This is a genomic window from Kitasatospora albolonga, from assembly GCF_039535905.1.
In the GTDB taxonomy this organism is placed as follows: domain Bacteria; phylum Actinomycetota; class Actinomycetes; order Streptomycetales; family Streptomycetaceae; genus Kitasatospora; species Kitasatospora albolonga.
Map to the genome: position 1 here is coordinate 19,706 of NZ_BAAAYB010000065.1, position 23,116 is coordinate 42,821.

The 23,116-nt window shown below is 72.2% G+C and carries 22 protein-coding genes; 15 read left to right on the forward strand and 7 right to left on the reverse strand.

The features are described from left to right. Positions 1 to 29: 29 nt before the first annotated feature. The 3 genes from ABD946_RS16195 to ABD946_RS16205 all read right to left on the reverse strand — a co-directional run bounded on the left by ABD946_RS16195 (position 30) and on the right by ABD946_RS16205 (position 4,618). Positions 30 to 758: an RraA family protein gene (locus ABD946_RS16195; protein WP_345284152.1), complete on the reverse strand. Its 729-nt coding sequence runs from the start codon at positions 756 to 758 to the stop codon at positions 30 to 32. 24 nt (positions 759 to 782) lie between these two features. After that, positions 783 to 1,601: a hypothetical protein gene (locus tag ABD946_RS16200; RefSeq protein ID WP_345284154.1), complete on the reverse strand. Its 819-nt coding sequence runs from the start codon at positions 1,599 to 1,601 to the stop codon at positions 783 to 785. A 107-nt stretch (positions 1,602 to 1,708) separates the two neighbouring features. Continuing rightward, a complete protein-coding gene (locus ABD946_RS16205) occupies positions 1,709 to 4,618 on the reverse strand; it encodes a glycosyl hydrolase (RefSeq protein ID WP_380148945.1) in 2,910 nt (969 codons plus the stop codon). Between the two features lie 241 nt (positions 4,619 to 4,859). Here ABD946_RS16205 and ABD946_RS16210 point away from each other — a divergent pair, with 241 nt between their 5' ends. From ABD946_RS16210 to ABD946_RS16225, 4 genes are all read left to right on the forward strand, one after another. Beyond that, positions 4,860 to 6,155 (forward strand): ABC transporter substrate-binding protein, encoded by a 1,296-nt coding sequence (locus tag ABD946_RS16210; protein ID WP_345284158.1) that lies wholly within the window; start codon positions 4,860 to 4,862, stop codon positions 6,153 to 6,155. Between the two features lie 74 nt (positions 6,156 to 6,229). Continuing rightward, positions 6,230 to 7,168: a carbohydrate ABC transporter permease gene (locus ABD946_RS16215; RefSeq protein WP_345284160.1), complete on the forward strand. Its 939-nt coding sequence runs from the start codon at positions 6,230 to 6,232 to the stop codon at positions 7,166 to 7,168. Between the two features lie 6 nt (positions 7,169 to 7,174). Next, on the forward strand, positions 7,175 to 8,050 hold the full coding sequence (locus ABD946_RS16220) for a carbohydrate ABC transporter permease (protein ID WP_345284162.1): 876 nt from the start codon (positions 7,175 to 7,177) through the stop codon (positions 8,048 to 8,050). Positions 8,051 to 8,082: 32 nt separating this feature from the next. Continuing rightward, positions 8,083 to 9,522 (forward strand): GH1 family beta-glucosidase, encoded by a 1,440-nt coding sequence (locus ABD946_RS16225; protein WP_345284164.1) that lies wholly within the window; start codon positions 8,083 to 8,085, stop codon positions 9,520 to 9,522. A 68-nt stretch (positions 9,523 to 9,590) separates the two neighbouring features. On the opposite strand, the gene rsgA is transcribed toward ABD946_RS16225, so the two are convergent. Next, on the reverse strand, positions 9,591 to 10,679 hold the full coding sequence (gene rsgA, locus ABD946_RS16230) for a ribosome small subunit-dependent GTPase A (protein ID WP_345284165.1): 1,089 nt from the start codon (positions 10,677 to 10,679) through the stop codon (positions 9,591 to 9,593). 253 nt (positions 10,680 to 10,932) lie between these two features. Then, positions 10,933 to 12,174: a YihY/virulence factor BrkB family protein gene (locus ABD946_RS16235; RefSeq protein ID WP_345284166.1), complete on the reverse strand. Its 1,242-nt coding sequence runs from the start codon at positions 12,172 to 12,174 to the stop codon at positions 10,933 to 10,935. 168 nt (positions 12,175 to 12,342) lie between these two features. Here ABD946_RS16235 and ABD946_RS42730 point away from each other — a divergent pair, with 168 nt between their 5' ends. The 11 genes from ABD946_RS42730 (at position 12,343) to ABD946_RS16285 (ending at position 22,054) form a co-directional block, all read left to right on the forward strand. Then, the gene (locus ABD946_RS42730) at positions 12,343 to 12,426 is read left to right on the forward strand and encodes a putative leader peptide (protein WP_310593185.1); all 84 of its coding nucleotides are present in this window, start codon (positions 12,343 to 12,345) and stop codon (positions 12,424 to 12,426) included. A 186-nt stretch (positions 12,427 to 12,612) separates the two neighbouring features. Beyond that, a complete protein-coding gene (locus tag ABD946_RS16240; protein WP_345284167.1) occupies positions 12,613 to 14,337 on the forward strand; it encodes a nitrite/sulfite reductase in 1,725 nt (574 codons plus the stop codon). Further along, positions 14,334 to 14,501: a hypothetical protein gene (locus tag ABD946_RS16245; protein ID WP_345284169.1), complete on the forward strand. Its 168-nt coding sequence runs from the start codon at positions 14,334 to 14,336 to the stop codon at positions 14,499 to 14,501. Before ABD946_RS16240 ends, ABD946_RS16245 begins: the two co-directional genes overlap by 4 nt. Beyond that, positions 14,494 to 15,192 carry a phosphoadenylyl-sulfate reductase gene (locus ABD946_RS16250; RefSeq protein ID WP_345284171.1) on the forward strand — a complete coding sequence of 233 codons (699 nt, stop codon included), beginning with the start codon at positions 14,494 to 14,496 and terminating at the stop codon, positions 15,190 to 15,192. The genes ABD946_RS16245 and ABD946_RS16250 overlap by 8 nt, the downstream gene beginning before the upstream one ends. Before the next feature lie 58 nt (positions 15,193 to 15,250). Then, on the forward strand, positions 15,251 to 15,832 hold the full coding sequence (cysC, locus tag ABD946_RS16255; RefSeq protein WP_345284355.1) for an adenylyl-sulfate kinase: 582 nt from the start codon (positions 15,251 to 15,253) through the stop codon (positions 15,830 to 15,832). Beyond that, positions 15,829 to 16,764 (forward strand): sulfate adenylyltransferase subunit CysD, encoded by a 936-nt coding sequence (cysD, locus tag ABD946_RS16260; RefSeq protein ID WP_345284173.1) that lies wholly within the window; start codon positions 15,829 to 15,831, stop codon positions 16,762 to 16,764. Before cysC ends, cysD begins: the two co-directional genes overlap by 4 nt. A 1-nt stretch (position 16,765) precedes the next feature. Continuing rightward, the gene (locus ABD946_RS16265; RefSeq protein ID WP_345284175.1) at positions 16,766 to 18,085 is read left to right on the forward strand and encodes a sulfate adenylyltransferase subunit 1; all 1,320 of its coding nucleotides are present in this window, start codon (positions 16,766 to 16,768) and stop codon (positions 18,083 to 18,085) included. Between the two features lie 223 nt (positions 18,086 to 18,308). Next, on the forward strand, positions 18,309 to 19,436 hold the full coding sequence (locus ABD946_RS16270) for an aliphatic sulfonate ABC transporter substrate-binding protein (protein WP_345284177.1): 1,128 nt from the start codon (positions 18,309 to 18,311) through the stop codon (positions 19,434 to 19,436). Positions 19,437 to 19,574: 138 nt separating this feature from the next. Further along, positions 19,575 to 20,378 (forward strand): ABC transporter ATP-binding protein, encoded by an 804-nt coding sequence (locus ABD946_RS16275; RefSeq protein ID WP_345284179.1) that lies wholly within the window; start codon positions 19,575 to 19,577, stop codon positions 20,376 to 20,378. Continuing rightward, positions 20,365 to 21,267: an ABC transporter permease gene (locus ABD946_RS16280; RefSeq protein ID WP_345284181.1), complete on the forward strand. Its 903-nt coding sequence runs from the start codon at positions 20,365 to 20,367 to the stop codon at positions 21,265 to 21,267. The genes ABD946_RS16275 and ABD946_RS16280 overlap by 14 nt, the downstream gene beginning before the upstream one ends. A 10-nt stretch (positions 21,268 to 21,277) precedes the next feature. Beyond that, on the forward strand, positions 21,278 to 22,054 hold the full coding sequence (locus ABD946_RS16285) for a sirohydrochlorin chelatase (protein WP_345284183.1): 777 nt from the start codon (positions 21,278 to 21,280) through the stop codon (positions 22,052 to 22,054). On the opposite strand, the gene ABD946_RS16290 is transcribed toward ABD946_RS16285, so the two are convergent. Both ABD946_RS16290 and ABD946_RS16295 read right to left on the reverse strand, forming a co-directional pair. After that, complete coding sequence (locus ABD946_RS16290; RefSeq protein WP_345284185.1) at positions 22,051 to 22,548, reverse strand: MarR family winged helix-turn-helix transcriptional regulator; 498 nt, start codon at positions 22,546 to 22,548, stop codon at positions 22,051 to 22,053. The two genes, ABD946_RS16285 and ABD946_RS16290, sit on opposite strands and share 4 nt — an antisense overlap. Further along, entirely contained in the window at positions 22,545 to 23,093 is a 549-nt protein-coding gene (locus ABD946_RS16295) for a hypothetical protein (RefSeq protein ID WP_345284187.1), read from the reverse strand. Before ABD946_RS16295 ends, ABD946_RS16290 begins: the two co-directional genes overlap by 4 nt. Positions 23,094 to 23,116: the final 23 nt, after the last annotated feature.

Below are 23,116 nucleotides of genomic sequence, written 5' to 3' on the forward strand. Positions count from 1 at the left end.
ACGGGCCGCACGCCGAAGGCAACGGACCGTCAGACCTCGATCGCGCCGCCGACCAGGCGCAGGTGCTCGCGGAAGGTGTACGCGGGATCGGCGGCGCGGCGGGTCAGGTAGTCCTCGAAGGAGGTCTGGCGGCGCAGCGTGTCACCGGCCCGGATGCGGTCGGCCTGGGCCCGCTCGGTGGCGTGGATCGCGGCGGCGGTCTCGGCCAACTCCCGGGCGTGGGAGGCGGGGAGGAAGAGCACGCCGTCCCGGTCGGCGACCACCAGGTCCTCCGCCGTGACCAGGTGGGGGCCGAAGCGGGCGGAGGCGAGGGCCTCGGGTTCGCGCGGGTCCACCCGGAGCGGGCCGAGCGGGTTGCTGCCGTAGCTGAACACCGGCAGGCCGATCTCCTCCAGCTGCGGGGTGTCCCGGTGCAGGCCCCAGATCACCACGCCCGCGATCCCGGCCGCGGCGGCCTCCAGCACCGCGAGGTCGCCCGCGCAGGCCTCGTCCGCCCGGCCGCCGTTGTCGATCACCAGCACCTGGCCCGGGCCGGCCGTGCCGTACGCCTCCAGGAAGACGTCCACGCTCCCGTAGTGCCGCACCGGAAGCGCCCGCCCCAGCACCCGCTGCCCGGGGGTCACCGCCGCGATCCCGGGCGGTGCCACCCGCACCGCCAGGCCGAGCCGCACGGCGGCGTCGGCCAGCTCGGGGGTGGAAAGCTCCAGGGCGGACAGCTCCGCGAACTCCTGCGGCATGAAGGTCTCCTGACCGTGCATCAGCCCGAACCGGACGTCCGCAGCCTACTCCCGCCCCCGCCGCCACCACCGCTTCGGCGGCCGGTCCTCCGGAGGCGTCGGCGGCGGTGCGGTGTCGTACGCGCGCGAGACCACCTCGACCCGGCCGGTGGCGTGGTCCACCCGGACGGTGTCCAGGCCCATCCGCTCCAGCTCGGCGATCTGGTCCGCGTGGGTGGTGCGGTTGAGGGCCAGCGCGGAGACCATCGGGTCGCCGTCGCCGATCACCAGCTCCTCGGTGAGCAGTGCCTGCATCAAGGGGTGGCCGGTGTTGCCGGGCGGGTCGGCGTCCACCGCCAGGTGCACCAGCAGGTGCTCGGAGCCGGTGTCGAGCCAGCGGGCGTGCGAGACCCAGACGCAGTGGATCTCCGGGAAGTCGCGCACCCGGGCGGCCGCCGCGTCCCGCAGCGCCACGGCGAGGGGGTGGGTGGACCAGGTCAGCCGGAGCCGCTGCCCCGCTCCCCTGACACCGCGTCCGGCCATCGCCTCGAACAGCGCCTCCACCGGGAGCAGCACGGTCGCCCCGTCGGGACCGAAGAGCACCAGGCGGGCCGCACCGTGCTCGCGGATCAGCTCCAGCAGCCGGAGCGCGTCGCAGTAGACGGTGCCGGCGGCGTGCGGGAGGTGGGCGGCGCAGTCGGGCTCCGCGGTGAAGCCGGGCAGCGCGGGCACACCGTCACCGGACCGCTGGACCAGCAGGACACCGCCGTCCTCCCGCACCGGGACGTAGAGCCCCTGGTCGATGACGGCGCCGAGCACCTGGGGAACCAGCTCCTCGGGCCCGCCCCGGGCGATGAAATCGGCCAAGGCCGCATCGAGAGTCACCGGCCGATGATAGGACAGTCATACGACCCTTCCCCGGGCGCCGCACGGGCTCCCGTGGTGGTCACCATCCACCACGGGAGCCCGTACGCCGGTGACCTGCCGTCCCGTCAGTTGAACGGCAGGCGGACCACCGAAGCACTGCCCTGGGCCTGGGTGGCACCCACCCGCAGCGAGGCCGGGGCGTTGCCGATCGCGGACCAGACCTCGATCCGGACGGTGCCGTTGCTCAGGTTGCCGAGCGCGCCGGTGGAGGCGGCCAGCCCGGCGGTGGCCGAGTAGCGCTCCCAGCCGGTGACCGGGTCGGTGGCGAAGTACCGGTAGGTCTCGGTCCGGTCGAAGCTCCCGTCACCGGTCAGGTCGTAGGAGACCCGCAGCTGCTGGCCGAGGCCCACGGCCGGGCCGGCGTCCAGGTAGAGGTCGAACTCCGTCGCGGCGCCCGCCCGCAGGCTCGCGTTGACGTTGCGCACCTCGTAGACGGTCGGCTGGTACGGCGTGCCGTCGTGGTTGGTGCCGCCCGCCGAGGCGACGGTGTCGGAGGAGGCCCCGGCCCCGTACCCGGTGGTCAGCTTGCCGCCGGGCTGGAGGTAGAAGGTGTTCCCGCCGACCGGCGGCACCGACGGGGACGAGGTGGGCGAGGGGGAGGGCGACGGCGAGGGGGACGGGGTCGGCGTGGGCGTCGGCGTCGGCGTCGGCGTCGGCGTCGGCGAAGGCGAAGGCGAGGGCGTGACCCCGCCCGTGCCGCCGTCCTGGAAGCTGCCGCGCTCGCTGGCGGTGGACCGGGCCGGCACGTTCAGCACCGCGCCGTCCGAGAAGCGGACCGTCCGCGCCGTCGTCGAGAAGTTGTGCGCGACGTGGGTCCGGGTGGAGCCGCTGACGAAGACGGCCGCCGTCGGCAGGTCGGCGGTGACCGCCGGGTCGAGGGTGCCGAGCACCGCCAGGTTGCCGATCCAGTGCTGGACGTGGGCCTTGGACTCGCCCTCCTCCGGTGTGTAGGAGTCCTTGCCCGCCTGCCAGTTGGCCTTGGCCCCGGCCGGGTCGGCGAGCGCCTGGAACTCCCAGGCCAGGTCCCGCCAGTCGGTCAGCACGCCACCGTTGTTGGCCTTGTGCTCCGCGAGGTTGGCCAGCAGGTCGTCCTGACGTCGCGCCAGGTAGAGCGAACCACCGGTGATGGGCAGGTAGTTGATGCCGTGGATCATGCCCGGGCTGGCGGTCCACCAGGTGGAGTAGGCGGCGCCGCTGCCCCACACCATGCCGACGGTCTGGTGGCCGAAGGAGGACGGGAAGACGGCCTGGTCGGCGTTGAACCAGTACTGCTCCACGGCCCGCGACTCGGTGGTGTAGAGGTAGAGGCCGAGGTCGCGCAGCGCGGTGTCACCGGTGGCGGAGCCGTAGAGGATCAGCCCGGCGCTGAAGTTGAGCGATTCGGAGGAGGACTCCTCGTTGTTGCCCGCCGCGAAGCCGGCGTGGCCGGAGGCCCAGCCCATGCCCGCGTACGGGTCGAAGCTGCGCAGCCAGGGGAAGCGGGTGTCGGCGCGGTCGGCGTTGGCGGCGTCCTTGGCGAGCAGCTTGACCATGCCGCCCCAGGCCGAGTCCGCGGCCCAGGCCGCGTCGTAGCGCGCCACGGTGGCGGCGGCCTGGATGTAGTAGCCGTAGTGGAAGTGGTGGTCGTTGAGCTCGCCGTCGGTGCCGTAGGAGGCCGGGTAGCCGATCAGGGTCTTCCACTGGTCGTCGTAGGCGAAGACGGTGGAGCCGGTGCCGGCGAACCACTGCTGCAGCTTGCCCTTGATCAGGCCGAGCAGCTTGTCCCTGGTCGCGGTGTCGCCCAACTGATCGGCGATCGGCACCAGTTGGGCCAGGCGGCCGAGGGCCTTGCCGGTCCAGTAGGTGTCCGTGGCTCCGCTGAACGGATCGGCCGCGTCGGCCGCCTCGCGGACCAGCGCGCCGAGCGTGGCGCGGTCGGCGCCGCCGACGTCCGGCAGCGAGGGCAGGATGGCGTCGGCCTTCATCACGGTGGAGAAGCCGCTGCCCTGACGCACCTTCATCTGGCCGCGCGGGGAGGTGTAGCTCAGTGCGGTGAGCTGGTCGGAGGTGGCCAGCCACTGGTGCCGGTACAGGGCCAGCAGGGTGCCGCTCTGGCTGCCCTCGACCGGGGTGGTGGTGGCGGTGTAGTTCGTGGTCAGCGAGCCGTTGTCGTAGGCCCAGGAGACCTTGGTGTCGGTGACGAAGCTGTACGCGTAGGTGCGGTAGAGCGCCAGGTCACCGGGCGAGGGCAGGACGGCGACGGAGTAGTAGTCCTTGGCGCCGAGCGCGGCCGACAGGGTGGAGCCGTTGACGTTCCAGCTGGTGCCGGTGGGGGCGAACAGGCCGTAGTGGTGGCCGCCGACGGTGATGCCGAGGACGTTGCCCTGGCTGGCGAAGACCGTCGGGGTGCCGGCCGCGGTGATCTGGGCGGCGCCGCCGGTGGCCCGGGCGTAGACGTAGGGCAGGCCGTGGCCGATGGTGGCGGTGAAGCTGTGCCCCGCGTCGGCCCAGGCGGGGGTGACGGTCCAGTCGGTCCAGCCGTCCACCTTGGTGTCGGGCGAGTTGAGCCCGGCCACCCCGAGGGTGAGGTCCTTGGTGTGGGTGAAGTCGTACTGGCGGCCGTCGGAGGTGACGGTGGGCGAGGTCGGGTAGCCCACCTCCAGACCGGAGTTGACGGCCTTGAAGGTGAACGGGTGGGCGTACATGTTCTCGGAGTACGGGTTGCCCGCGTAGCGCTGGAAGACCAGCGAGGACCACCAGTCGTTGGTGGGCACGGCCTTGCCGGCCATCCGGGCGGTGACCTTGGGCGCCACCGGGGCGCCGGCGGAGTTGCTGGGGCCGACGGTGCCGGCCGGGCGGGTGTCGGTGTACCCGCCGAGGCCGACCTTGACGGTGGCTGCGGAGGCGCTGGGCGCGCCGACGGTCGCGGTGAGCGCGGCGGCGGCGAGGGCCAGGGCGGTCAGGACGGCGGCGGGGCGCCGCGGTGGCTTCACGATGAGTCACCTCAACTGGAAGTGGGGGAAGGTGAGAGCGCTCTCAGCCCCGGACCGTAGGGGCGGCCCCGGAAGGGTGTCAACGGGCCGGACGAAACCTTCCTGACTTCGGACTGTGAAACCAGGACTCCCCGAACTCCCCAGATCACGTTCAGGTTTCGACCACTTGACGGCCGGGACGCCGCCCGGCACGCTCCTTCCAGCGCTTGAGAGCGCTCTCAGAACTCGATCAGGAGGCACCCCCATGCGCCCGTTCAGAGCCGCCACCCTCGGCAGCGCCGCCCTTGCCGCCGCCCTGCTGCTGACCGCCTGTGGTTCCGGTTCCACCGGCTCGGCCGATGGCGGCGGCGACGGCAAGGTCACGCTCACCGTCGACCTGTTCGGCACCTTCGGGTTCAAGGAGGCCGGCCTCTACGACGAGTACATGAAGCTGCACCCGAACGTCACCGTGAAGCAGACCGACACCCAGGACGAGGCCCAGTACTGGCAGGCGCTGCAGACCAAGCTGGCCGGCGGCGGCGGTCTGGCCGACGTGCAGGGCCTGGAGGTCGGCCGGATCGCCAGCGTGATGCAGAAGCAGGCCGACAAGTTCCAGGACCTGCGCTCGCTGGGCGCCGCCGAGGTGAACGACGGCCTGGTGCCCTGGAAGGCCGCCGCCGTGAAGACCGCCGACGGCAAGGTGCTGGCCGCGGGCACCGACATCGGCCCGGAGGCGATCTGCTTCCGCACCGACCTGTTCAAGGAGGCCGGTCTGCCGACCGACCGCACCGAACTGGCCGCCAAGTGGTCGACCTGGGCGGGCTACCTGGAGCTCGGCAAGGAGTACGTGGCCAAGGCCAAGCCGGGCAACGGCTGGACCGACAGCGCCGCCGGGATGTTCACCGCCGAGGTCGGCCAGCAGAAGGTGCGCTACTCCGACGAGGCCGGCAAGCCGGTGCACGACACCAACCCGGCCGTGCAGACCGCCTGGGCGGACGCCACCAAGCTGGTCGCCGACGGCCTCTCGGCCAAGCTCCCGCAGTGGACCCCGGAGTGGAACAAGGCCTTCTCCACCGGCAAGTTCGCCACCCTCAGCTGCCCGGCCTGGATGATCGGCTACATCAAGGGCCAGGCCGGCACCTCCTTCTCCGGCAAGTGGGACATCGCGCCCGGCCCGGGCAAGACCGGCAACTGGGGCGGCGCCTACCTGGCGATCCCGAAGACCGCCAAGCACCCCAAGGAGGCGGCCGAGCTGGTCAAGTGGCTGAACGCCAAGGAGCAGCAGGCCACGCTCTTCGCCAAGCAGGGTTCCTTCCCGTCCTCCACCGCCGCGCAGGCCGAGATCAAGTCGGTCAAGGACCCGTACTTCAACGACGCCCCGATCGGCGAGATCTTCAGCGAGTCGGCCGTCAACATGCCCGCCCAGGTGCTCGGCACCCAGGACGGCGTGGTCACCAAGGCGTTCACCGACGCCCTCGGCGAGGTCGAGCGCACCGGCACCGCCCCGGGCACCGCCTGGCAGCACGCGCTGGACAACGTCAAGAAGGCCTCCGGCAACTGACGGCCCCTCCGACGCCCGACTCCCCCGGGGCGGGGCCGCTCCGCTCTGCGGCCCCGCCCCGGGAAAGGACCCCCATGGCCACGCTCACCGCCCCCCGCCCCACGACCAGGCCCGCCCCGCGCCCGGGCCGGCTCGCCGGGCGGCTGGCCCCGTACGGCTTCCTCGCCCCGTTCTTCGTCCTGTTCGCGGCCTTCGGCCTGTTCCCGCTGCTGTACACCGCGTACGTCTCGCTGCACCGGGTCGAGCTGCAGACCTCCGAGCAGATGGACTGGCTGGGACTCCAGAACTACACCCGGCTGTTCGAGGACCCGTACTTCTGGAACGCCCTCGGCAACACCTTCACCATCGGCGTGCTCTCCACCGTCCCGCAGCTGCTGATGGCGCTCGGCCTGGCCCACCTGCTCAACTACCGGCTGCGGGGCCGGACGTTCTTCCGGGTCGCGATGCTGATGCCCTACGCCACCTCGGTGGCCGCCGCCACGCTGGTCTTCGCCCAGCTCTTCGGGCGCGACTACGGGCTGATCAACTGGGCGCTGCAGTCCGTCGGGTTGAGCCCGGTGGACTGGCAGGCGTCCACCTGGGCCTCGCAGTTCGGCGTCTCGGCGATCGTCACCTGGCGCTGGACGGGCTACAACGCGCTGATCTACCTGGCCGGGATGCAGTCCATCCCGAACGAGCTCTACGAGTCCGCGGCGGTGGACGGCGCCTCCCGCTGGCAGCAGTTCCGGCACATCACCGTGCCCGGTCTGCGGCCGACCATCGTCTTCACCGTGGTGGTCTCCACCATCGGCGCCACCCAGCTGTTCGGCGAGCCGCTGCTCTACGAGGGCAACTCCGGCGGCGGCATCTCGCACCAGTACCAGACCCTCGGCCTCTACCTCTACGAGCAGGGCTGGACCTTCTTCCACCTCGGCCGGGCCGCCGCCGTGGCCTGGGTGATGTTCCTGCTGATCGTGGTGCTGGCCCTGACCAACGCGGCCGTCGCCGCCCGGCGCAACCGTACGGACGGGTGAACTGCCATGGCTTCCACGACCCTTGTGCTCAAGCGCGGCAGCAGCCGGGCGGCGGGGCGGCGCTCGCCGCTGCAGGGCGGACCGCTGGCCTACGCGGTGCTGGCCTTCGCCACCCTGCTCTTCGTCTTCCCCTTCTACTGGACCCTGGTGGCCGCCAGCCGCTCCAACTCCGAGCTCAGCTCGGCGACTCCGGCGCTCACCCCCGGCCCCAACCTGTTCCACAACATCGGTGAGGCGCTGGAGCAGGCCGCGATCGGCACCGCGCTGCTCAACTCACTGGTGGTCTCCGCCGCGGTCACCGTCGGGGTGGTGCTCTCCTCCACCCTGGCCGGCTTCGCCTTCGCCAAACTCCGGTTCCGGGGGCGGGGGTTGCTGCTGGCGATCACGGTGGGCACGATGATGATCCCGCCGCAGCTCGGGGTGATCCCGCTCTTCATGGTGATCGTGAAGCTGGACCTGCAGAACAAGCTGCCCTCGGTGATCCTGCCCTCGCTGGTCTCCGCCTTCGGCGTCTTCTTCATGCGCCAGTTCCTGCTCCAGGCGCTGCCGGACGAGCTGATCGAGGCCGGCCGGATGGACGGCGCCTCGTCCCTGCGGATCTTCCGCTCGATCGTGCTGCCGGTGGCCCGCCCCGGCATGGCGGTGCTCGCCATGCTCACCTTCATGGCCACCTGGAACGACTTCTTCTGGCCGGTGGTCGCACTGAGTTCGCAGAACCCGACCGTGCAGGTCGCCCTGAAGTCGCTCGGCCAGGGCTACGTGCCGGACCAGTCGATCGTCATGGCCGGCACCCTGATCGGCACCCTCCCCGTGCTCCTGGTCTTCGCCCTGTTGGGCCGTCAGATAGTCGGCGGCATCATGCAGGGCGCCGTCAAGGGCTGAGCCCTCTACCGTAGTCACCCATGGAAGGCGACATGTCCGTAGCAGCCCTACCGGCCCCCGTCCGCTCCGACCGTCCCACCGACTTCCCCACCGGCTTCGTCTGGGGTGCGGCCACCGCCGCGTACCAGATCGAGGGCGCCGCCGCCGAGGGCGGCCGCTCCCCGTCCATCTGGGACACCTTCAGCCGCACCCCCGGCAAGGTGCGCAACGGCGACACCGGCGACATCGCCTGCGACCACTACCACCGCTACCGCGAGGACGTCGCGCTGATGGCCGAACTCGGCCTGGGCGCCTACCGGTTCTCGCTCTCCTGGCCGCGCGTGCGGCCGGGCGGCACCGGCCCGGCCAACGAGACCGGGCTGGACTTCTACGACCGTCTGGTGGACGAGCTGCTGGGCAAGGGCATCACGCCCGTGGTCACGCTCTACCACTGGGACCTGCCGCAGCAGCTGGAGGACGCGGGCGGCTGGCTGAACCGCGACACGGCGTACCGCTTCGCCGAGTACGCCACCGTCGCGGCCCGCCGCCTGGGCGACCGCATCCCGACCTGGACCACGCTCAACGAGCCCTGGTGCTCCGCCTTCCTCGGCTACGGCTCCGGGGTGCACGCCCCCGGCCGGACCAGCCCGGTGGAGGCGCTGACGGCCCATCACCACCTGCTGCTGGCCCACGGCCTGGGCACGGCCGCGCTGCGCGCCGAGCTTCCGGACTCCGCACAGGTCTCCCTCACCCTCAACCTGGCCGCCGTCCGCCCCGCCGGCCAGTCCCCCGCCGACCTGGACGCGGCCCGCCGGATCGACGGCCTGGCCAACCGGATCTTCCTGGACCCGGTGTTCAAGGGCAGCTACCCCGCCGACGTGCTGGCCGACACCGCGCACGTCACCGACTGGGGCTTCGTCCACGACGGCGACCTGGCGGAGATCTCCCGCCCGGTCGACTCGCTCGGCATCAACTACTACACGCCCACCGTGGTCGGCGCCGACGACCCGTCGGCACCCGCCGCCCGCCAGGACGGCCACGCCGGGGAGATCTCCCCCTGGCCCGCCGACGAGGGCGTGCGCTTCCTGCCCGCCGAGGGCAGCCGCACCGCGATGGGCTGGCCGGTGGACGCGGACGGCCTCTACGAGCTGCTCACCCGCCTGCGGGACGAACTGCCCGGCCTGCCGCTGCTGGTCACCGAGAACGGCGCCGCCTACGACGACTACAGCGACCCGAGCGGCGCGGTGCACGACCCGGAGCGGGTGGCGTACCTGCACGGGCACCTGGACGCGGTCCGGCGGGCGGCGGCGGACGGGGTGCCGGTGGGCGGGTACTTCCTCTGGTCGCTGCTGGACAACTTCGAGTGGTCCTTCGGGTACGGCAAGCGCTTCGGCATGGTGCACGTGGACTTCGCCAGCCAGCGCCGCACGCCCAAGGACAGCGCGCGCTGGTACGCCGAGGTGATCCGGACCGGGCGGCTGCCCGAGGCGTGAGACGGCGGACCGCCACCGTGAGACGGCCGAGGGCCGCGACCCGCTCCGGGTCGCGGCCCTCGCTCGCGCTACTTCTTCGGCGAGCCGCCGGCCCGGACCGACTTGGTGATGGTCTTCCACTTCTTCAGACGCTCGGCCGCCAGCCGGGCGTCCGTCCGGGAGGCGATCCAGTCGTTCTCCTTCTGGAGCTTCTGGTAGCTCTCCCAGCGGCGCACCGGGAGGGTGCCCTCCTCCAGCGCGGCCTGCACGGCACAGCCCGGCTCCCCGGCGTGGCGGCAGTCGTGGAAGCGGCAGTCGGCGGCCAGCTCCTCGATCTCGGCGAAGGCCGTCGCGAGGCCCTCGCCGCCGAACAGGCCGGCGCCGCGCAGGCCCGGGGTGTCGATGACCACGCCGCCGCCGGGCAGCGGGATCATCTCGCGGGTGGTGGTGGTGTGACGGCCCTTCTCGTCCACCGAACGGGTGGCCTGGACGACCATCGCCTCGGAGGAGGAGAGCGCGTTGGTGAGGGTGGACTTGCCCGCGCCGGACTGGCCGATCAGCGCGCTGGTGGTGCCCAGGCACGCCCGGAGCACGTCGATGCCCTCGCCGGTCTCGGCGCTCACCGCGAGCACCGTGACGCCGGGGGCCACGCCCTCGACGTCGTCCCGGACGAAGTCGGCGTCGCCGACCAGGTCGCTCTTGGTCAGCACGACCAGCGGCTCGGCGCCGGACTCCCAGGCGAGCGCCACGAAGCGCTCGATCCGCCCGAGGTCCGGGTCGGCGGCCAGCGAGACGGCGATCATGACGGTGTCCACGTTGGCCGCGAGCACCTGACCCTCGGAGCGCTTGCCCGCGGTGCTGCGGATGATGGCGGTGGTCCTGGGCAGGACGCTCGCCACGCTCGGCAGCGGAGCGGTCGTCAGGTCGACGCCGACCCAGTCGCCGGTGCAGACCCACTCGGCCGGATCGGAGATCCGCACCGGGCGCAGGTCGGCCCGGACGGTGCCGGGCGCACCGGAGCCGTCGTCGTCGAGGAAGACGTCGCACAGACCCCGGTCGACCCGGGTGACCCGGCCCGGACGCAGGTCCGTGCCGGCGAAGAGGGAGAACTTGGAGGCCCACTCGTCATTCCAGCCGTAGCCGGACAGCGAGCGGTCAGAGGTGGTGGAGGTGTTCAACTTCGGGGTGACCCTTCGAGGGGGTGGCCCCGGCGTCCCGCGCGCGGCGCGGGTGGTGAAGGAGTGTCAGCCGGAGACCACGGAGGTGAGAACGAGGACCTTCTGGGTGCGGACGGAGTCCGCGACGACGACAGTCAGCACGGTCGTCACCTCCTTGTTCACTCAACGGCTTTCACAGGGGGCGGTACGCCCCCGGCCCGGGCGACGATAGCGAACCGCCGCACGCCCGCGCACCCCTTTTTTCCACCGCCCGTCAGACGTGCCAGGAGCCGCCCGGCCGGTCGCTGTCCGGCGGGGGCGGCGGACGGCGGCGGCGGTGCGCCCCGGCGTTGCCGAGACGGCCGCGCAGGTTGCCCGGGGGCAGGAAGTCCGCCCAGCGCTCGGGGTACTCGGAGGGCGGGTGGTCACCCTCGTCGTCCTCGTCCAGGTCGTCCTCGTGGCCCTCGCCCAGGCCGAGCTCGCGGGCCAGCCGGGCTCGCTCCACGGCCCGGCGGGCGGTGGCCTCGCGGACCACGGCGGCGGCCGCCTCCTCGCTGGCGCGCTCGTTGGCGGCGCGGGCGTCGGCGGTCTCGGTGGTGGGCCAGCGGCGGTCCAGCGCGGCGTTCATCGCGGCGCCGATCAGCACGGCGAGGGCCACCACGCCGATCCAGAGCAGTACCGCGACCGGCGCGGCCAGCTGCCCGTACACCGAGCGGCCCTCGATCGAGCTGACCAGGTAGAGCCGGAGCAGCACGCTGCACACCACCAGCACCACCAGGGCCACCAGGGCGCCGGGGATGTCCTCCCGCCAGGGCGTGGAGACCGGCACGGCCACGTGGTAGAGGGTGGTGAGGAAGACGACCAGCAGCATGATCGCCACCGGCCAGTAGAGCGCGTCGATCACCCCGGCCGAGTCCGGCAGCGCGTTGCGCACCAGCCCGGGCCCGGCCAGCAGCAGCGGCAGCACCAGCGAGCCGATCACCAGGGCGCCCAGGTAGAGGCCGAGCGACATCATCCGGGTCTTCACGATGCCGCGCTTGCCGTCGAGGCCGTACATCACGGTGATGGTGTCGATGAAGATGTAGAGCGCCCGCGATCCGGACCAGAGCGAGAGCAGGAAGCCGATCGAGATCAGGTCGGGCCGGCCGCCCTCGTCGAAGACGCTGTCGAGCAGCGGCTGGACGATCTGCTGGATCGAGCTGGGGGCCAGCACGGTGGCGCTGGCCTGGAGGATGTCCTGCTCCAGCTTCTGGATGGTGCCGGCGCCGAGGATGTCGTCCAGGTAGCCCAGGGTGCCGGCCAGGCAGAGCAGCAGCGGGGGGATGGAGAGCAGCGTGAAGAAAGCCGCCTCCGCCGCGAGTCCGGTGACCCGGTACTCGACGCACGTGTTGGTGGTGTCCTTGACCAGCGTCCAGGCGGTCGTGCGCCACGTCGACTCGCGGCGGCGCCGTCCGCGACGGCGGCGCCGGGAGGGGCGCTCGGCCCCCGTCCTGCTGGTTTCCCCTGCTGCTTGCACGCCCCTAACCTATCGGTCCCGGGGCGGCTGACCCACGTGCAACCTGACGGGGTCTCACCAGGCGCCCGGGCTGCGGCGGAGCGGGCGGCGTCTCAGGAAGCGAAACTCACGAGTCCACCATCCGGACGTTGGTGGACCGGGGGTCGTGCGGCGTGCGAATCTCTTGCCATGCCGAGCGCCGGAACCACCCTAGTAGGTCGACTTCACGTCGATCTCCTTCGCGTGTCCAGCGCCATCTGTCCGGTGACCTGAGCCCACCCCGCCGCCTTCCACCGCACGCCGGCGCGAACCTCTTCGCCGTCCCCGCCGCTGCGGATGCGCGAGCCCCTGGCAAGGTCACTGCTCCCCCGTACCTCGCGGAGAACCCGCAGGTCGTCGCAGGTCCGTGCCCGGAAGCCCCGCAGCCGCCCCCAGAGCCACTGCCGTAAGGACTTCACCATGGCCAGCACCCCCGAAACGGACGAGCCCCAGGCCGCCGGCGCCCCCGTGCGCCGCCCCGCGGCCGCCCGCAAGGTGACCCGCCACCGTGGCGAGGGCCAGTGGGGTCTCGGGCACCGCACCCCGCTCAACGCCAACGAGCAGTTCAAGAAGGACGACGACGGTCTCAACGTGCGGACGCGCATTGAGACGATCTACGCCCAGCGCGGCTTCGAGTCCATCGACCCGGCCGACCTGCGCGGCCGGATGCGCTGGTGGGGTCTGTACACCCAGCGCAAGGAGGGGATCGACGGCGGCAAGACCGCGATCCTGGAGCCGCACGAGCTGGACGCCGAGTTCTTCATGCTCCGGGTCCGGATCGACGGCGGCCGCCTGACGGTGGCCCAGCTGAAGGCGATCGCCGAGGTCTCGGAGAAGTACGGCCGCGGCACCGCCGACCTGACCGACCGCCAGAACGTCCAGTACCACTGGATCCGGATCGAGGACGTCCCGGCGATCTGGCAGACGCTGGAGGCGGTCGGCCTCTCCACCACCGAGGCCTGCGGCGACACCCCGCGCGTCATCCTGGGCTCCCCGGTCGCCGGGATCGCCGAGGACGAGATCATCGACGGCACCCCGGCCATCGACGAGATCATGAGCCGCTTCATCGGCAACAAGGACTTCTCCAACCTGCCGCGCAAGTTCAAGTCGGCGATCTCCGGCTCGCCGCTGCTGGACGTGGCGCACGAGATCAACGACATCGCCTTCGTCGGCGTCGAGCACCCCGAGCACGGTCCGGGCTTCGACCTCTGGGTCGGCGGCGGCCTCTCCACCAACCCCAAGCTGGGCGTGCGCCTGGGCGCCTGGGTCCCGCTGGACGAGGTGGCCGACGTCTACGGCGGCGTGATCGGCATCTTCCGCGACTACGGCTACCGCCGCCTGCGCAACCGCGCGCGGCTGAAGTTCCTGGTCGCCGACTGGGGCCCGGCGAAGTTCCGCCAGGTGCTGGAGGACGAGTACCTCAAGTACCGGCTGGTGGACGGCCCCGCGCCGAAGGAGCCCAGCGGCACCTGGCGCGACCACGTCGGCGTGCACCGCCAGAAGGACGGCAAGTTCTACGTCGGCTTCGCGCCGCGGGTCGGCCGGGTCAACGGCAAGCTGCTCGGCCAGATCGCCGAGCTGGCCGCCGAGCACGGCTCGGACCGCCTGCGCACCACCGCCGAGCAGAAGATGCTGGTCCTGGACATCGCCGAGGACCGGGTCGAGTCGCTGGTGGCCGGCCTGGAGGCACTGGACCTGCGGGTCACCCCCTCGCCGTTCCGCCGCGGCACGATGGCCTGCACCGGCATCGAGTTCTGCAAGCTGGCGATCGTCGAGACCAAGGAGCGCGGCCGCACCCTGATCGACGAACTGGAGGCCCGCCTCCCGGAGTTCGCCGAGCCGCTGACCATCAACATCAACGGCTGCCCGAACGCCTGCGCCCGCATCCAGGTCGCCGACATCGGCCTCAAGGGCCAGCTGGTGACCGACGAGAACGGCGAGCAGGTCGAGGGCTACCAGGTCCACCTGGGCGGCGCGCTCGGCCTGGAGGCCGGCTTCGGCCGCAAGGTCCGCGGCCTCAAGGTCACCAAGGACGGCCTGCCGGACTACGTGGAGCGGGTCCTGACCCGGTACCAGGAGGACCGTCAGGAGGGCGAGCGCTTCGCCCAGTGGACGGCCCGGGCCAGTGAGGAGCAGCTGTCGTGAGCGAACGCGCGGCCCCGTTCCACTGCCCGTACTGCGGCGACGAGGACCTGCGGCCCTCGGAGGCCGGCCACGGCGCCTGGGAGTGCCACTCCTGCCGCCGGGCGTTCCAGCTGAAATACCTGGGCCTGCTGTCAACCACCCACGGGGGAACGGCACATGAGTAGCGTGACCGACTACGAGGCGATAGCGGCCAAGGCCGCCGTCGACCTCGAGGAGGCCCCGGCGCAGGAGGTCCTGCGCTGGGCCGCCGAGACCTTCGGCAAGCGGTTCTGCGTCACCTCCTCGATGGAGGACGCCGTGGTGGCCCACCTGGCCTCCTCGGTCTTCCCCGGGGTGGACGTGGTCTTCCTGGACACCGGCTACCACTTCGCCGAGACCCTGGGCACCCGGGACGCGGTGGCCGCGGTGATGCCGGTCAACGTCATCACCCTCAAGCCGCTGCAGACCGTGGCCGAGCAGGACGCCCAGTACGGGCCGAACCTGCACGACCGGGACAACGACCTCTGCTGCGCGCTGCGCAAGGTCGAGCCGCTCAACCGCGGCCTGGCCGCGTACGACGCCTGGGCCACCGGCCTGCGCCGGGACGAGTCGCCGTCCCGGGCCAACACCCCGGTGGTGGCCTGGGACGCCAAGCGCCGCAAGGTGAAGATCGCCCCGATCGCCCGCTGGACCCAGGACGACGTGGACGCCTACGTCGCCGCCAACGGGGTACTGCTCAACCCGCTGCTGTGGGAGGGCTACACCTCGATCGGCTGCTCGCCGCTCTCCTGCACCGCCAAGCCGGGCGAGGGCGAGGAGGGCCGGGCCGGCCGCTGGGCCGGCTCGGGCAAGACCGAGTGCGGCATCCACCTCTGATCCACCGACCGACCGTCAACCACCCCTAGGAGTACGACCCGTGAGCACAGTCCACACCCTGGCCGCCGACGGAGCCGCAGAGGCGGCCCCGCAGGCCGCCCCCTGCGAGCGCGGCGCCACGGTGTGGCTGACCGGGCTGCCGAGCGCGGGCAAGACCACGCTGGCCTTCGCGCTGGCCGGGCGGCTGCGCGCCGAGGGCCACAAGGTCGAGGTCCTCGACGGTGACGAGATCCGTGAGTTCCTGTCCAAGGGGCTGGGGTTCAGCAAGGAGGACCGGCACACCAACGTGGCGCGGATCGGCTTCGTCGCCGAGAAGCTGGCCCGCAACGGCGTGAAGGTCCTGGCCCCGGTGATCGCCCCCTACGCCGACTCCCGGGCCGCCGTCCGCGAGCGGCACGCCGAGCTGGGCACCGAGTTCCTGGAGGTGCACGTGGCCACTCCGGTGGAGCTGTGCTCCGAGCGGGACGTCAAGGGCCTGTACGCCAAGCAGGCGGCCGGTGAGATCTCCGGCCTGACCGGCGTGGACGACCCCTACGAGGCCCCGACCGCACCGGAGTTGAGGCTCCAGACGCAGGGCCGCCTGGTGGAGGAGTCCGCCGCCGAGCTGTACGCCTTCCTGACCGAGAGGGGCCTGGCATGACCACCGCGACCCACACCCCGCAGCTCACCGAGTCGCCGTTCGCGCTGTCCCACCTGGACGCGCTCGAAGCGGAGTCGGTGCACATCTTCCGCGAGGTGGCGGGCGAGTTCGAGCGGCCGGTGATCCTCTTCTCCGGCGGCAAGGACTCCATCGTCATGCTGCACCTGGCGCTCAAGGCCTTCGCCCCGGCGCCGGTCCCCTTCGCCCTGCTGCACGTGGACACCGGCCACAACTTCCCCGAGGTCATCGAGTACCGCGACCGGGTGGCCGCCAAGCACAACCTGCGGCTGTACGTGGCGAACGTGCAGGACTTCATCGACGACGGCCGGCTGCGCGAGCGCCCCGACGGCACCCGCAACCCGCTGCAGACCGTCCCGCTGCTGGACGCCATCGAGTCCCACAAGTTCGACGCCGTCTTCGGCGGCGGCCGCCGCGACGAGGAGAAGGCCCGCGCCAAGGAGCGCGTCTTCTCCCTGCGCGACGAGTTCGGCGCCTGGGACCCGCGCCGCCAGCGCCCCGAGCTGTGGTCGCTCTACAACGGCCGCCACGCGGCCGGCGAGCACGTGCGCGTCTTCCCGCTCTCCAACTGGACCGAGCTGGACGTGTGGCAGTACATCGAGCGCGAGCAGATCGAGCTGCCGGGCATCTACTACGCCCACGAGCGCGCGGTGTTCAAGCGCGACGGCATGTGGCTGACCGCGGGCGAGTGGGGCGGGCCCAAGGAGACCGAGCAGGTCGAGACCCGACTGATCCGCTACCGCACCGTCGGCGACATGTCCTGCACCGGCGCCGTCGACTCCGACGCCGCCACCAACGCGGACATCATCACCGAGATCGCCGCCAGCCGCCTCACCGAGCGCGGCGCCACCCGCGCCGACGACAAGCTCTCCGAGGCCGCGATGGAAGACCGCAAGCGCGAAGGGTACTTCTAAGATGAGCACCACCCAGGAAGCAACCGCCACCTCGCTGCTGCGCTTCGCCACCGCCGGATCCGTCGACGACGGCAAGTCCACCCTGGTCGGCCGCCTGCTGCACGACTCCAAGTCCGTGCTGGCCGACCAGCTGGAGGCCGTCGAGCGCGCCTCCCTGAGCCGCGGTCAGGAGGCGCCGGACCTGGCGCTGCTCACCGACGGTCTGCGGGCCGAGCGCGAGCAGGGCATCACCATCGACGTGGCGTACCGCTACTTCGCCACCGCCCGGCGCCGGTTCATCCTCGCCGACACCCCCGGCCACGTGCAGTACACCCGCAACATGGTCACCGGCGCCTCCACCGCCGAACTGGCCGTGGTGCTGGTCGACGCCCGCAACGGCGTGGTCGAGCAGACCCGCCGCCACGCGGCCGTCGCCGCCCTGCTGCGCGTGCCGCACGTGGTGCTGGCGGTCAACAAGATGGACCTGGTCGAGTACGCCGAGCCCGTCTTCGCGGCCATCGCCGAGGAGTTCACCGCCTACGCGGCCTCGCTCGGCGTCACGGACATCGTCGCCGTCCCGATCTCGGCCCTGGCCGGGGACAACGTGGTCGAGCCGTCCGCGCACATGGACTGGTACGGCGGCCCGACCCTGCTGGAGCACCTGGAGAACGTGCCGGTCGGCACCGACCCCAGCGACGAGCCGGCCCGCTTCCCGGTCCAGTACGTGATCCGTCCGCAGACCGCCGAGCTCCCCGACTACCGTGGCTACGCGGGCCAGTTGGCCTCCGGCGTGCTGCGCGTCGGCGACACCGTCACGGTGCTGCCGGCCGGGCGGACCACCACCGTCACCGGGATCGACGCGCTCGGCACCGAGACCGACATCGCCTGGGCCCCCCAGTCGGTGACGGTCCGTCTGGCCGACGACATCGACATCTCCCGCGGCGACCTGATCGCGGCCGGTGCGACTCCCGTCCCCACCAAGGACGTCGAGGCCACCGTCTGCCACCTCAACGAGCGCCCGCTGACCATCGGGGCCAAGGTGCTGCTCAAGCACACCACCCGCACGGTGCGCGCGATCGTCAAGGACATCACCTACCGCATCGACATCGACAGCCTCGAACGGCGCTCCGGCGCCGAGGGGTTGGAGGTCAACGAGATCGGGCACGTGGTCCTGCGCACGGCGGAGCCGCTGGCGCTCGACCCCTACACCGACAACCGCCGTACCGGGTCCTTCCTCTTGATCGACCCGGCCGACGGCACCACCCTCACCGCCGGCATGGCGGGCGAGGCCTTCGACACCACTCCCAACGCGCAGGAACCGGACGAGGAGGACTGGGTCTGATGCCCAGCGACGCGTTCTCGGGCATGGACAAGGAAGGCGGCCGCATCGGCAGCGGCGTCCTCGGCAGTGGCCAGGGCGGGCTGACGCGATGTGCAGGCGGACAGGGGCTCTGAGCCCCTGTCACCGGGGCGGCCGCTTCCCACAGCGGCGGTCGCTCCGGATCCGCAGGCACCCACGCCCGACTTTCTTTCTTTCTTCCATGAACTTGCCAGAGGACGAAGCAATGACTGCGCAGAACAGCACCTCCGCCCGCTTCAGACGGACCGCTGCCGCCACCGTGGCCGGCCTGACCGCGATCAGCCTGCTCTCCGCCTGCGGCTACGGCTCCAAGAGCGAGGACAAGGCCCCCGCCGCCGCCCCGGCCTCCTCGGCGGGCGCCGCGAAGCTCTCCGCGGACACGGTGAAGATCGGCTACTTCGCCAACCTGACCCACGGCACCCCGCTGGTCGGCCTCAAGGAGGGCCTGATCCAGAAGGAGCTCGGCGCCACCCAGATCAAGACCCAGATCTTCAACGCCGGCCCCGCCGAGATCGAGGCGCTCAACGCGGGCTCCATCGACATCGGCTGGATCGGCCCCTCCCCCGCCATCAACGGCTACACCAAGTCCAACGGCGAGGCCCTGAAGATCATCGGCGGCTCGGCCTCCGGCGGCGTCAAGCTGGTCGTCAACCCCGACAAGATCAAGTCGGTGGACGACCTCAAGGGCAAGAAGATCGCCACCCCGCAGATCGGCAACACCCAGGACGTCGCCCTGCTCTCCTTCCTGGCCGGCAAGGGCTGGAAGGTCGACGCCAACTCCGGCGCCGGTGACGTCTCGGTGGTCCGCTCGGACAACAAGGTCACCCCCGACGCCTACAAGTCCGGCTCCATCGACGGCGCCTGGGTCCCCGAGCCCACCGCCTCGAAGCTGGTCACCCTGGGCGCCAAGGAGCTCCTCAACGAGAAGTCCCTCTGGCCGGACAACAAGTTCGTGATCACCAACATCATCGTCTCGCAGAAGTTCCTCAAGGAGCACCCGGACGTGGTCGAGGCCGTGCTGCGCGGCTCGGTGAACACCAACGCCTACATCAAGGCCAACCCGGCCAAGGCCAAGGAGGCCGCCAACGCCGCCATCAAGGAGGCGGCCGGCAACGCGCTGGAGCCCGCCATCCTCGACCCGGCGTGGGCGGACATCGACTTCATCGACGACCCGCTGGCCTCCACCCTGCAGAAGGAGGCCGACAACGCGGTGACCGCCGGTCTCCTCAAGAAGCCCAACCTGGCCGGGATCTACGACCTGACCCTGCTGAACAAGGTGCTCAAGGAGAAGAGCCAGGCCGCCGTCGCGGACGCCGGCCTGAGCGCCAAGTAAGCAGCGCCCGTCAAGCTCCGAGGTCCGTGCCCCCGCCCAGTCCGGTCGATGCCCAGTCAAACGGGCCGGGCGGGGCCGGACCCCGGCTCCCACTCCCTTCGCCAGCCGCCAGACCAGTCACCCAGGAGGTGCCCGGAGATGACCACGGCACTGACCACCTCGAAGAGCGCGCAGAGCGCCGAGGTCCCGACCGGCGCCCCCGCCGTCCGGATCTCGCACGTCCACAAGTCCTTCGGCCGCCCGGGCGCGGCCACCCACGTGCTGGACGACATCACCCTCGACGTCGCCCCGGGTGAGTTCGTCACCCTGCTCGGCGCCTCGGGCTGTGGCAAGTCCACCCTGCTCAACCTGGTGGCCGGGCTGGACAAGCCCACCGCCGGTGACATCCAACTCGCGGGCGGACGGCCCGCGTTGATGTTCCAGGAGCACGCGCTCTTCCCCTGGCTGACGGCCGGCAAGAACATCGAGCTCGCCCTGCGCCTGGGCGGCACGCCCAAGGCCGAGCGGCGCGCCGAGGCCGAGCGGCTGCTCGAACTGGTCCGCCTGCACGGCGCGCACGGCAAGCGCGTCCACGAGCTCTCCGGCGGCATGCGCCAGCGCGTCGCGCTGGCACGGGCGTTGGCCCAGGGCAGCGACGTGCTGCTGATGGACGAGCCGTTCGCCGCGCTCGACGCCATCACCCGCGACGTGCTGCACGACGAGCTCACCCGGATCTGGGCGGAGCGCAAGCTCACCGTCCTGTTCGTGACCCACAACGTGCGCGAGGCCGTCCGCCTCGCCCAGCGGGTCGTCCTGCTCTCCTCGCGCCCCGGACGGGTCGCCAAGGAGTGGCGCATCGACCTGCCCCAGCCCCGCCGCATCGAGTCCGCCGGCGTGGCCGACCTGTCCATCGAAATCACCGACGAGCTGCGTGGGGAGATCCGCCGCCATGGCCAGCACTGAGACCACCCCCCTGCTCGACAAGAGCCCGAGCCCCAGCAGCGCCGACGTCGGCGCCGGCCTGGACGCCCTGGACGCGGTCGTCGCCACCCGCACCCCGCTGCTGGTGACCCTGCGTCAGAAGGCCCTGCCCCCGGTCATCGCCATCGCCCTGGTGCTGGTCGTCTGGCAGAGCGCCTTCAGCCTGGAGCTCACCGACGAGTACAAGCTCCCCAGCCCCGGCATGGTCTGGGCCTCGCTCGCCGACCTCTGGGGCCAGGGCACCCTGTTCAGCATCATCTGGACCAGCCTCTGGCGCGGCCTGTCCGGCTTCGTCGCGGCCGTGGTCATCGGCACCCCGATCGGCCTGCTGGTCGCCCAGGTCAAGCCGGTGCGCGCCGCGATCGGTCCGATCCTCTCCGGCCTGCAGTCGCTGCCCTCGGTCGCCTGGGTCCCCGCCGCCGTCATCTGGCTCGGCGTCAACAACCAGACCATGTACGCCGTCATCCTGCTCGGCGCCGTCCCCTCGGTCGCCAACGGCCTGGTGGCCGGCATCGACCAGGTGCCGCCGATCCTGCTGCGGGCCGGCCGCACCATGGGCGCCAGCGGCCTCGTCCAGGCCCGGCACATCCTGCTGCCCGGCGCCCTCCCCGGCTACCTGGCCGGCCTCAAGCAGGGCTGGGCGTTCTCCTGGCGCTCCCTGATGGCCGCCGAACTCATCGCCGCCTCCCCCGACCTGGGCATCGGCCTGGGCCGCTACCTGGAGAACCAGCGCGAGTTCGCCGACATGTCCGGCGTCCTGCTCGGGATCATCCTCATCCTGATCGTCGGCGTCGCCATCGACCTGCTCGTCTTCAGCCCGCTGGAGCGCCGCGTGCTGCGCAACCGCGGTCTGCTGCACGGCACCCGGTAAGGCCGCTCCGATGCTGCTGCACCACGGCCGCCCGCCCGCGCCCCGCCACCCCGGCGGCGGCGCGGGCGGCCCCGCCCTGCTGCTCATCGCCCACGGCAGCCGGGACCCCAGGCACGCCGCCACGGTGGAGGCCCTCTCCGGACGGGTCCGCGCTCTGCGCCCGGACCTGGACGTCACCACCGCCTACCTCGACCACTGCGCGCCCCGCCTCGGCCAGGTCGCGCCCCGGCTCCGCGGCGCCGTCGCCGTCCCCCTGCTGCTCAACCGGGCCTTCCACGCCCGCAGCGACATCCCCGCCGCCCTCCGCGAGGCCGGGGCCCACGACCTTCCGCTCGCCGACGTGCTCGGCCCCTCCCCGCTGCTGCTCGCCGCCCTGGACCGCCGCCTCACCGAGGCCGGGCTGGACTTCGCCGACGCCCCGCACACCGGCCTGGTGCTGGCCGCCGCCGGCTCCTCCGACCAGACCGCCAACGCCGCCACCCGCGCCGTCGCCGAGGAGTACCGCCGCACCCGCGGCTTCGCCGCCGTCGAGGTCGCCCACGCCTCCGCCGTCCCGCCGCACCCGGCCGACGCCGCCGCCGCCCTGCGCGCCACCCCGGGCGTACGCCAACTCGCCGTCGCCCCCTACCTGCTGGCCCCCGGCCTGCTCCCCGACCGCATCACCGAGGCCGCCCGCACCGCCGGCGTCGACCTGGTCGCCCCGGTCCTCGGCGCCGCCCCGGAGATCGCCGAGCTGCTCCTGCACCGCTACGACCAGGCCCGCCACACCGCCCTGCGCGCCGCCTAGCGCGGCTCGGCCGTCCAGGGCGCCTCGGCCGCCCGGGCCCCGCGGACGTTCGCCACCATCCGGCGCAGCACCCTCAGGGCGGCGGCGTACTCCTGGTCGTCGACGCCCTCGTGCACCACCGCCCTCAGCTCGGTCACCAGCGCCCGCAGCCTCAGCCGCGCCGCCTCGCCGTCGTCCGTGAGGTACAGCCGGTCCTCGGCGTCGGAGCGCAGCCAGCCCCGGTACAGCAACTGGTCGACCGTCCGCCCGATCTCGTCCGGCCCGGCCGCCATCGGGGTCAGCTGGGCCAGCGCCTCCGCGCGGGCCGGGGCGGCCGGCCCGCCGTGCACCCGGTTGAGCACCCAGTACTGCGGCTGGGTCACGTCGATCCTGGCCATCGCGTCCCGCAGGTGCGCGGTCACCACCTCGTGGGCCAGCCCGGCCCAGTAGCCGACCGGCTGGGAGGCCAGTGCCTCGTCCGCCACCGCCGGGTCGGCCGGCGCCTGGTCCGTCACGGAGCCGCCACCCCGCCGGCCGCCAGCGCCTCGGCGATCGCCCGGTGCATCTGCCAGCGGGTCTGCCACCTCCGCCGGGAGACCCGCTCGACCACCCGGGACAGCCAGGCCTCGTCGGCGAGGCGGTGCAACTCCTGGGCCTCGGTGAGGTGTCCGAGCAGTGCCTCCAGGATCGACACCTCCATCAGCGCGTACCAGTGCGGGTGGCGGTCGAAGAAGACCGTGTGGTCGTCGTAGGGGTGACGCACCGTCATGTGCAGGTAGCCACCACCGCGCCCACGGAACGGTCCGGGCATCGCGGCGACCAGGCCGAGCGGGCTGACGGTCGCACCGTGCTGCGTGTACCTGGCACCGATCCTGACCCCCATGCCGTTCATGATCCGGGTCCAGGGCAGCAGCTCCTCCCCGCCGTCCCGCGCGTGCGCGAGCATCCCCTCCGGGCGGAACTCCACCCAGGCGCCCCCGCCCCGGCGCTCCGGATCACCCAGCGCCCAGCGGCCGTCGGTGAACTTCAGCGGGCCCAGGGAGGTACGCATCGTGGTCATACTTCCATTCGATCATCCTGACA

Excerpts from the sequence above, each read along its gene's own strand:
- ABD946_RS16195 (WP_345284152.1), bottom strand. The coding sequence starts at position 758 with ATGCACGGTCAGGAGACCTTCATGCCGCAGGAGTTCGCGGAGCTGTCC.
- ABD946_RS16210 (WP_345284158.1), top strand. The coding sequence starts at position 4,860 with ATGCGCCCGTTCAGAGCCGCCACCCTCGGCAGCGCCGCCCTTGCCGCC.
- ABD946_RS16215 (WP_345284160.1), top strand. The coding sequence starts at position 6,230 with ATGGCCACGCTCACCGCCCCCCGCCCCACGACCAGGCCCGCCCCGCGC.
- ABD946_RS16220 (WP_345284162.1), top strand. The coding sequence starts at position 7,175 with ATGGCTTCCACGACCCTTGTGCTCAAGCGCGGCAGCAGCCGGGCGGCG.
- ABD946_RS16225 (WP_345284164.1), top strand. The coding sequence starts at position 8,083 with ATGTCCGTAGCAGCCCTACCGGCCCCCGTCCGCTCCGACCGTCCCACC.
- ABD946_RS42730 (WP_310593185.1), top strand. The coding sequence starts at position 12,343 with ATGCCGAGCGCCGGAACCACCCTAGTAGGTCGACTTCACGTCGATCTC.
- ABD946_RS16240 (WP_345284167.1), top strand. The coding sequence starts at position 12,613 with ATGGCCAGCACCCCCGAAACGGACGAGCCCCAGGCCGCCGGCGCCCCC.
- ABD946_RS16250 (WP_345284171.1), top strand. The coding sequence starts at position 14,494 with ATGAGTAGCGTGACCGACTACGAGGCGATAGCGGCCAAGGCCGCCGTC.
- cysD (WP_345284173.1), top strand. The coding sequence starts at position 15,829 with ATGACCACCGCGACCCACACCCCGCAGCTCACCGAGTCGCCGTTCGCG.
- ABD946_RS16265 (WP_345284175.1), top strand. The coding sequence starts at position 16,766 with ATGAGCACCACCCAGGAAGCAACCGCCACCTCGCTGCTGCGCTTCGCC.
- ABD946_RS16270 (WP_345284177.1), top strand. The coding sequence starts at position 18,309 with ATGACTGCGCAGAACAGCACCTCCGCCCGCTTCAGACGGACCGCTGCC.
- ABD946_RS16275 (WP_345284179.1), top strand. The coding sequence starts at position 19,575 with ATGACCACGGCACTGACCACCTCGAAGAGCGCGCAGAGCGCCGAGGTC.
- ABD946_RS16280 (WP_345284181.1), top strand. The coding sequence starts at position 20,365 with ATGGCCAGCACTGAGACCACCCCCCTGCTCGACAAGAGCCCGAGCCCC.
- ABD946_RS16285 (WP_345284183.1), top strand. The coding sequence starts at position 21,278 with ATGCTGCTGCACCACGGCCGCCCGCCCGCGCCCCGCCACCCCGGCGGC.
- ABD946_RS16295 (WP_345284187.1), bottom strand. The coding sequence starts at position 23,093 with ATGACCACGATGCGTACCTCCCTGGGCCCGCTGAAGTTCACCGACGGC.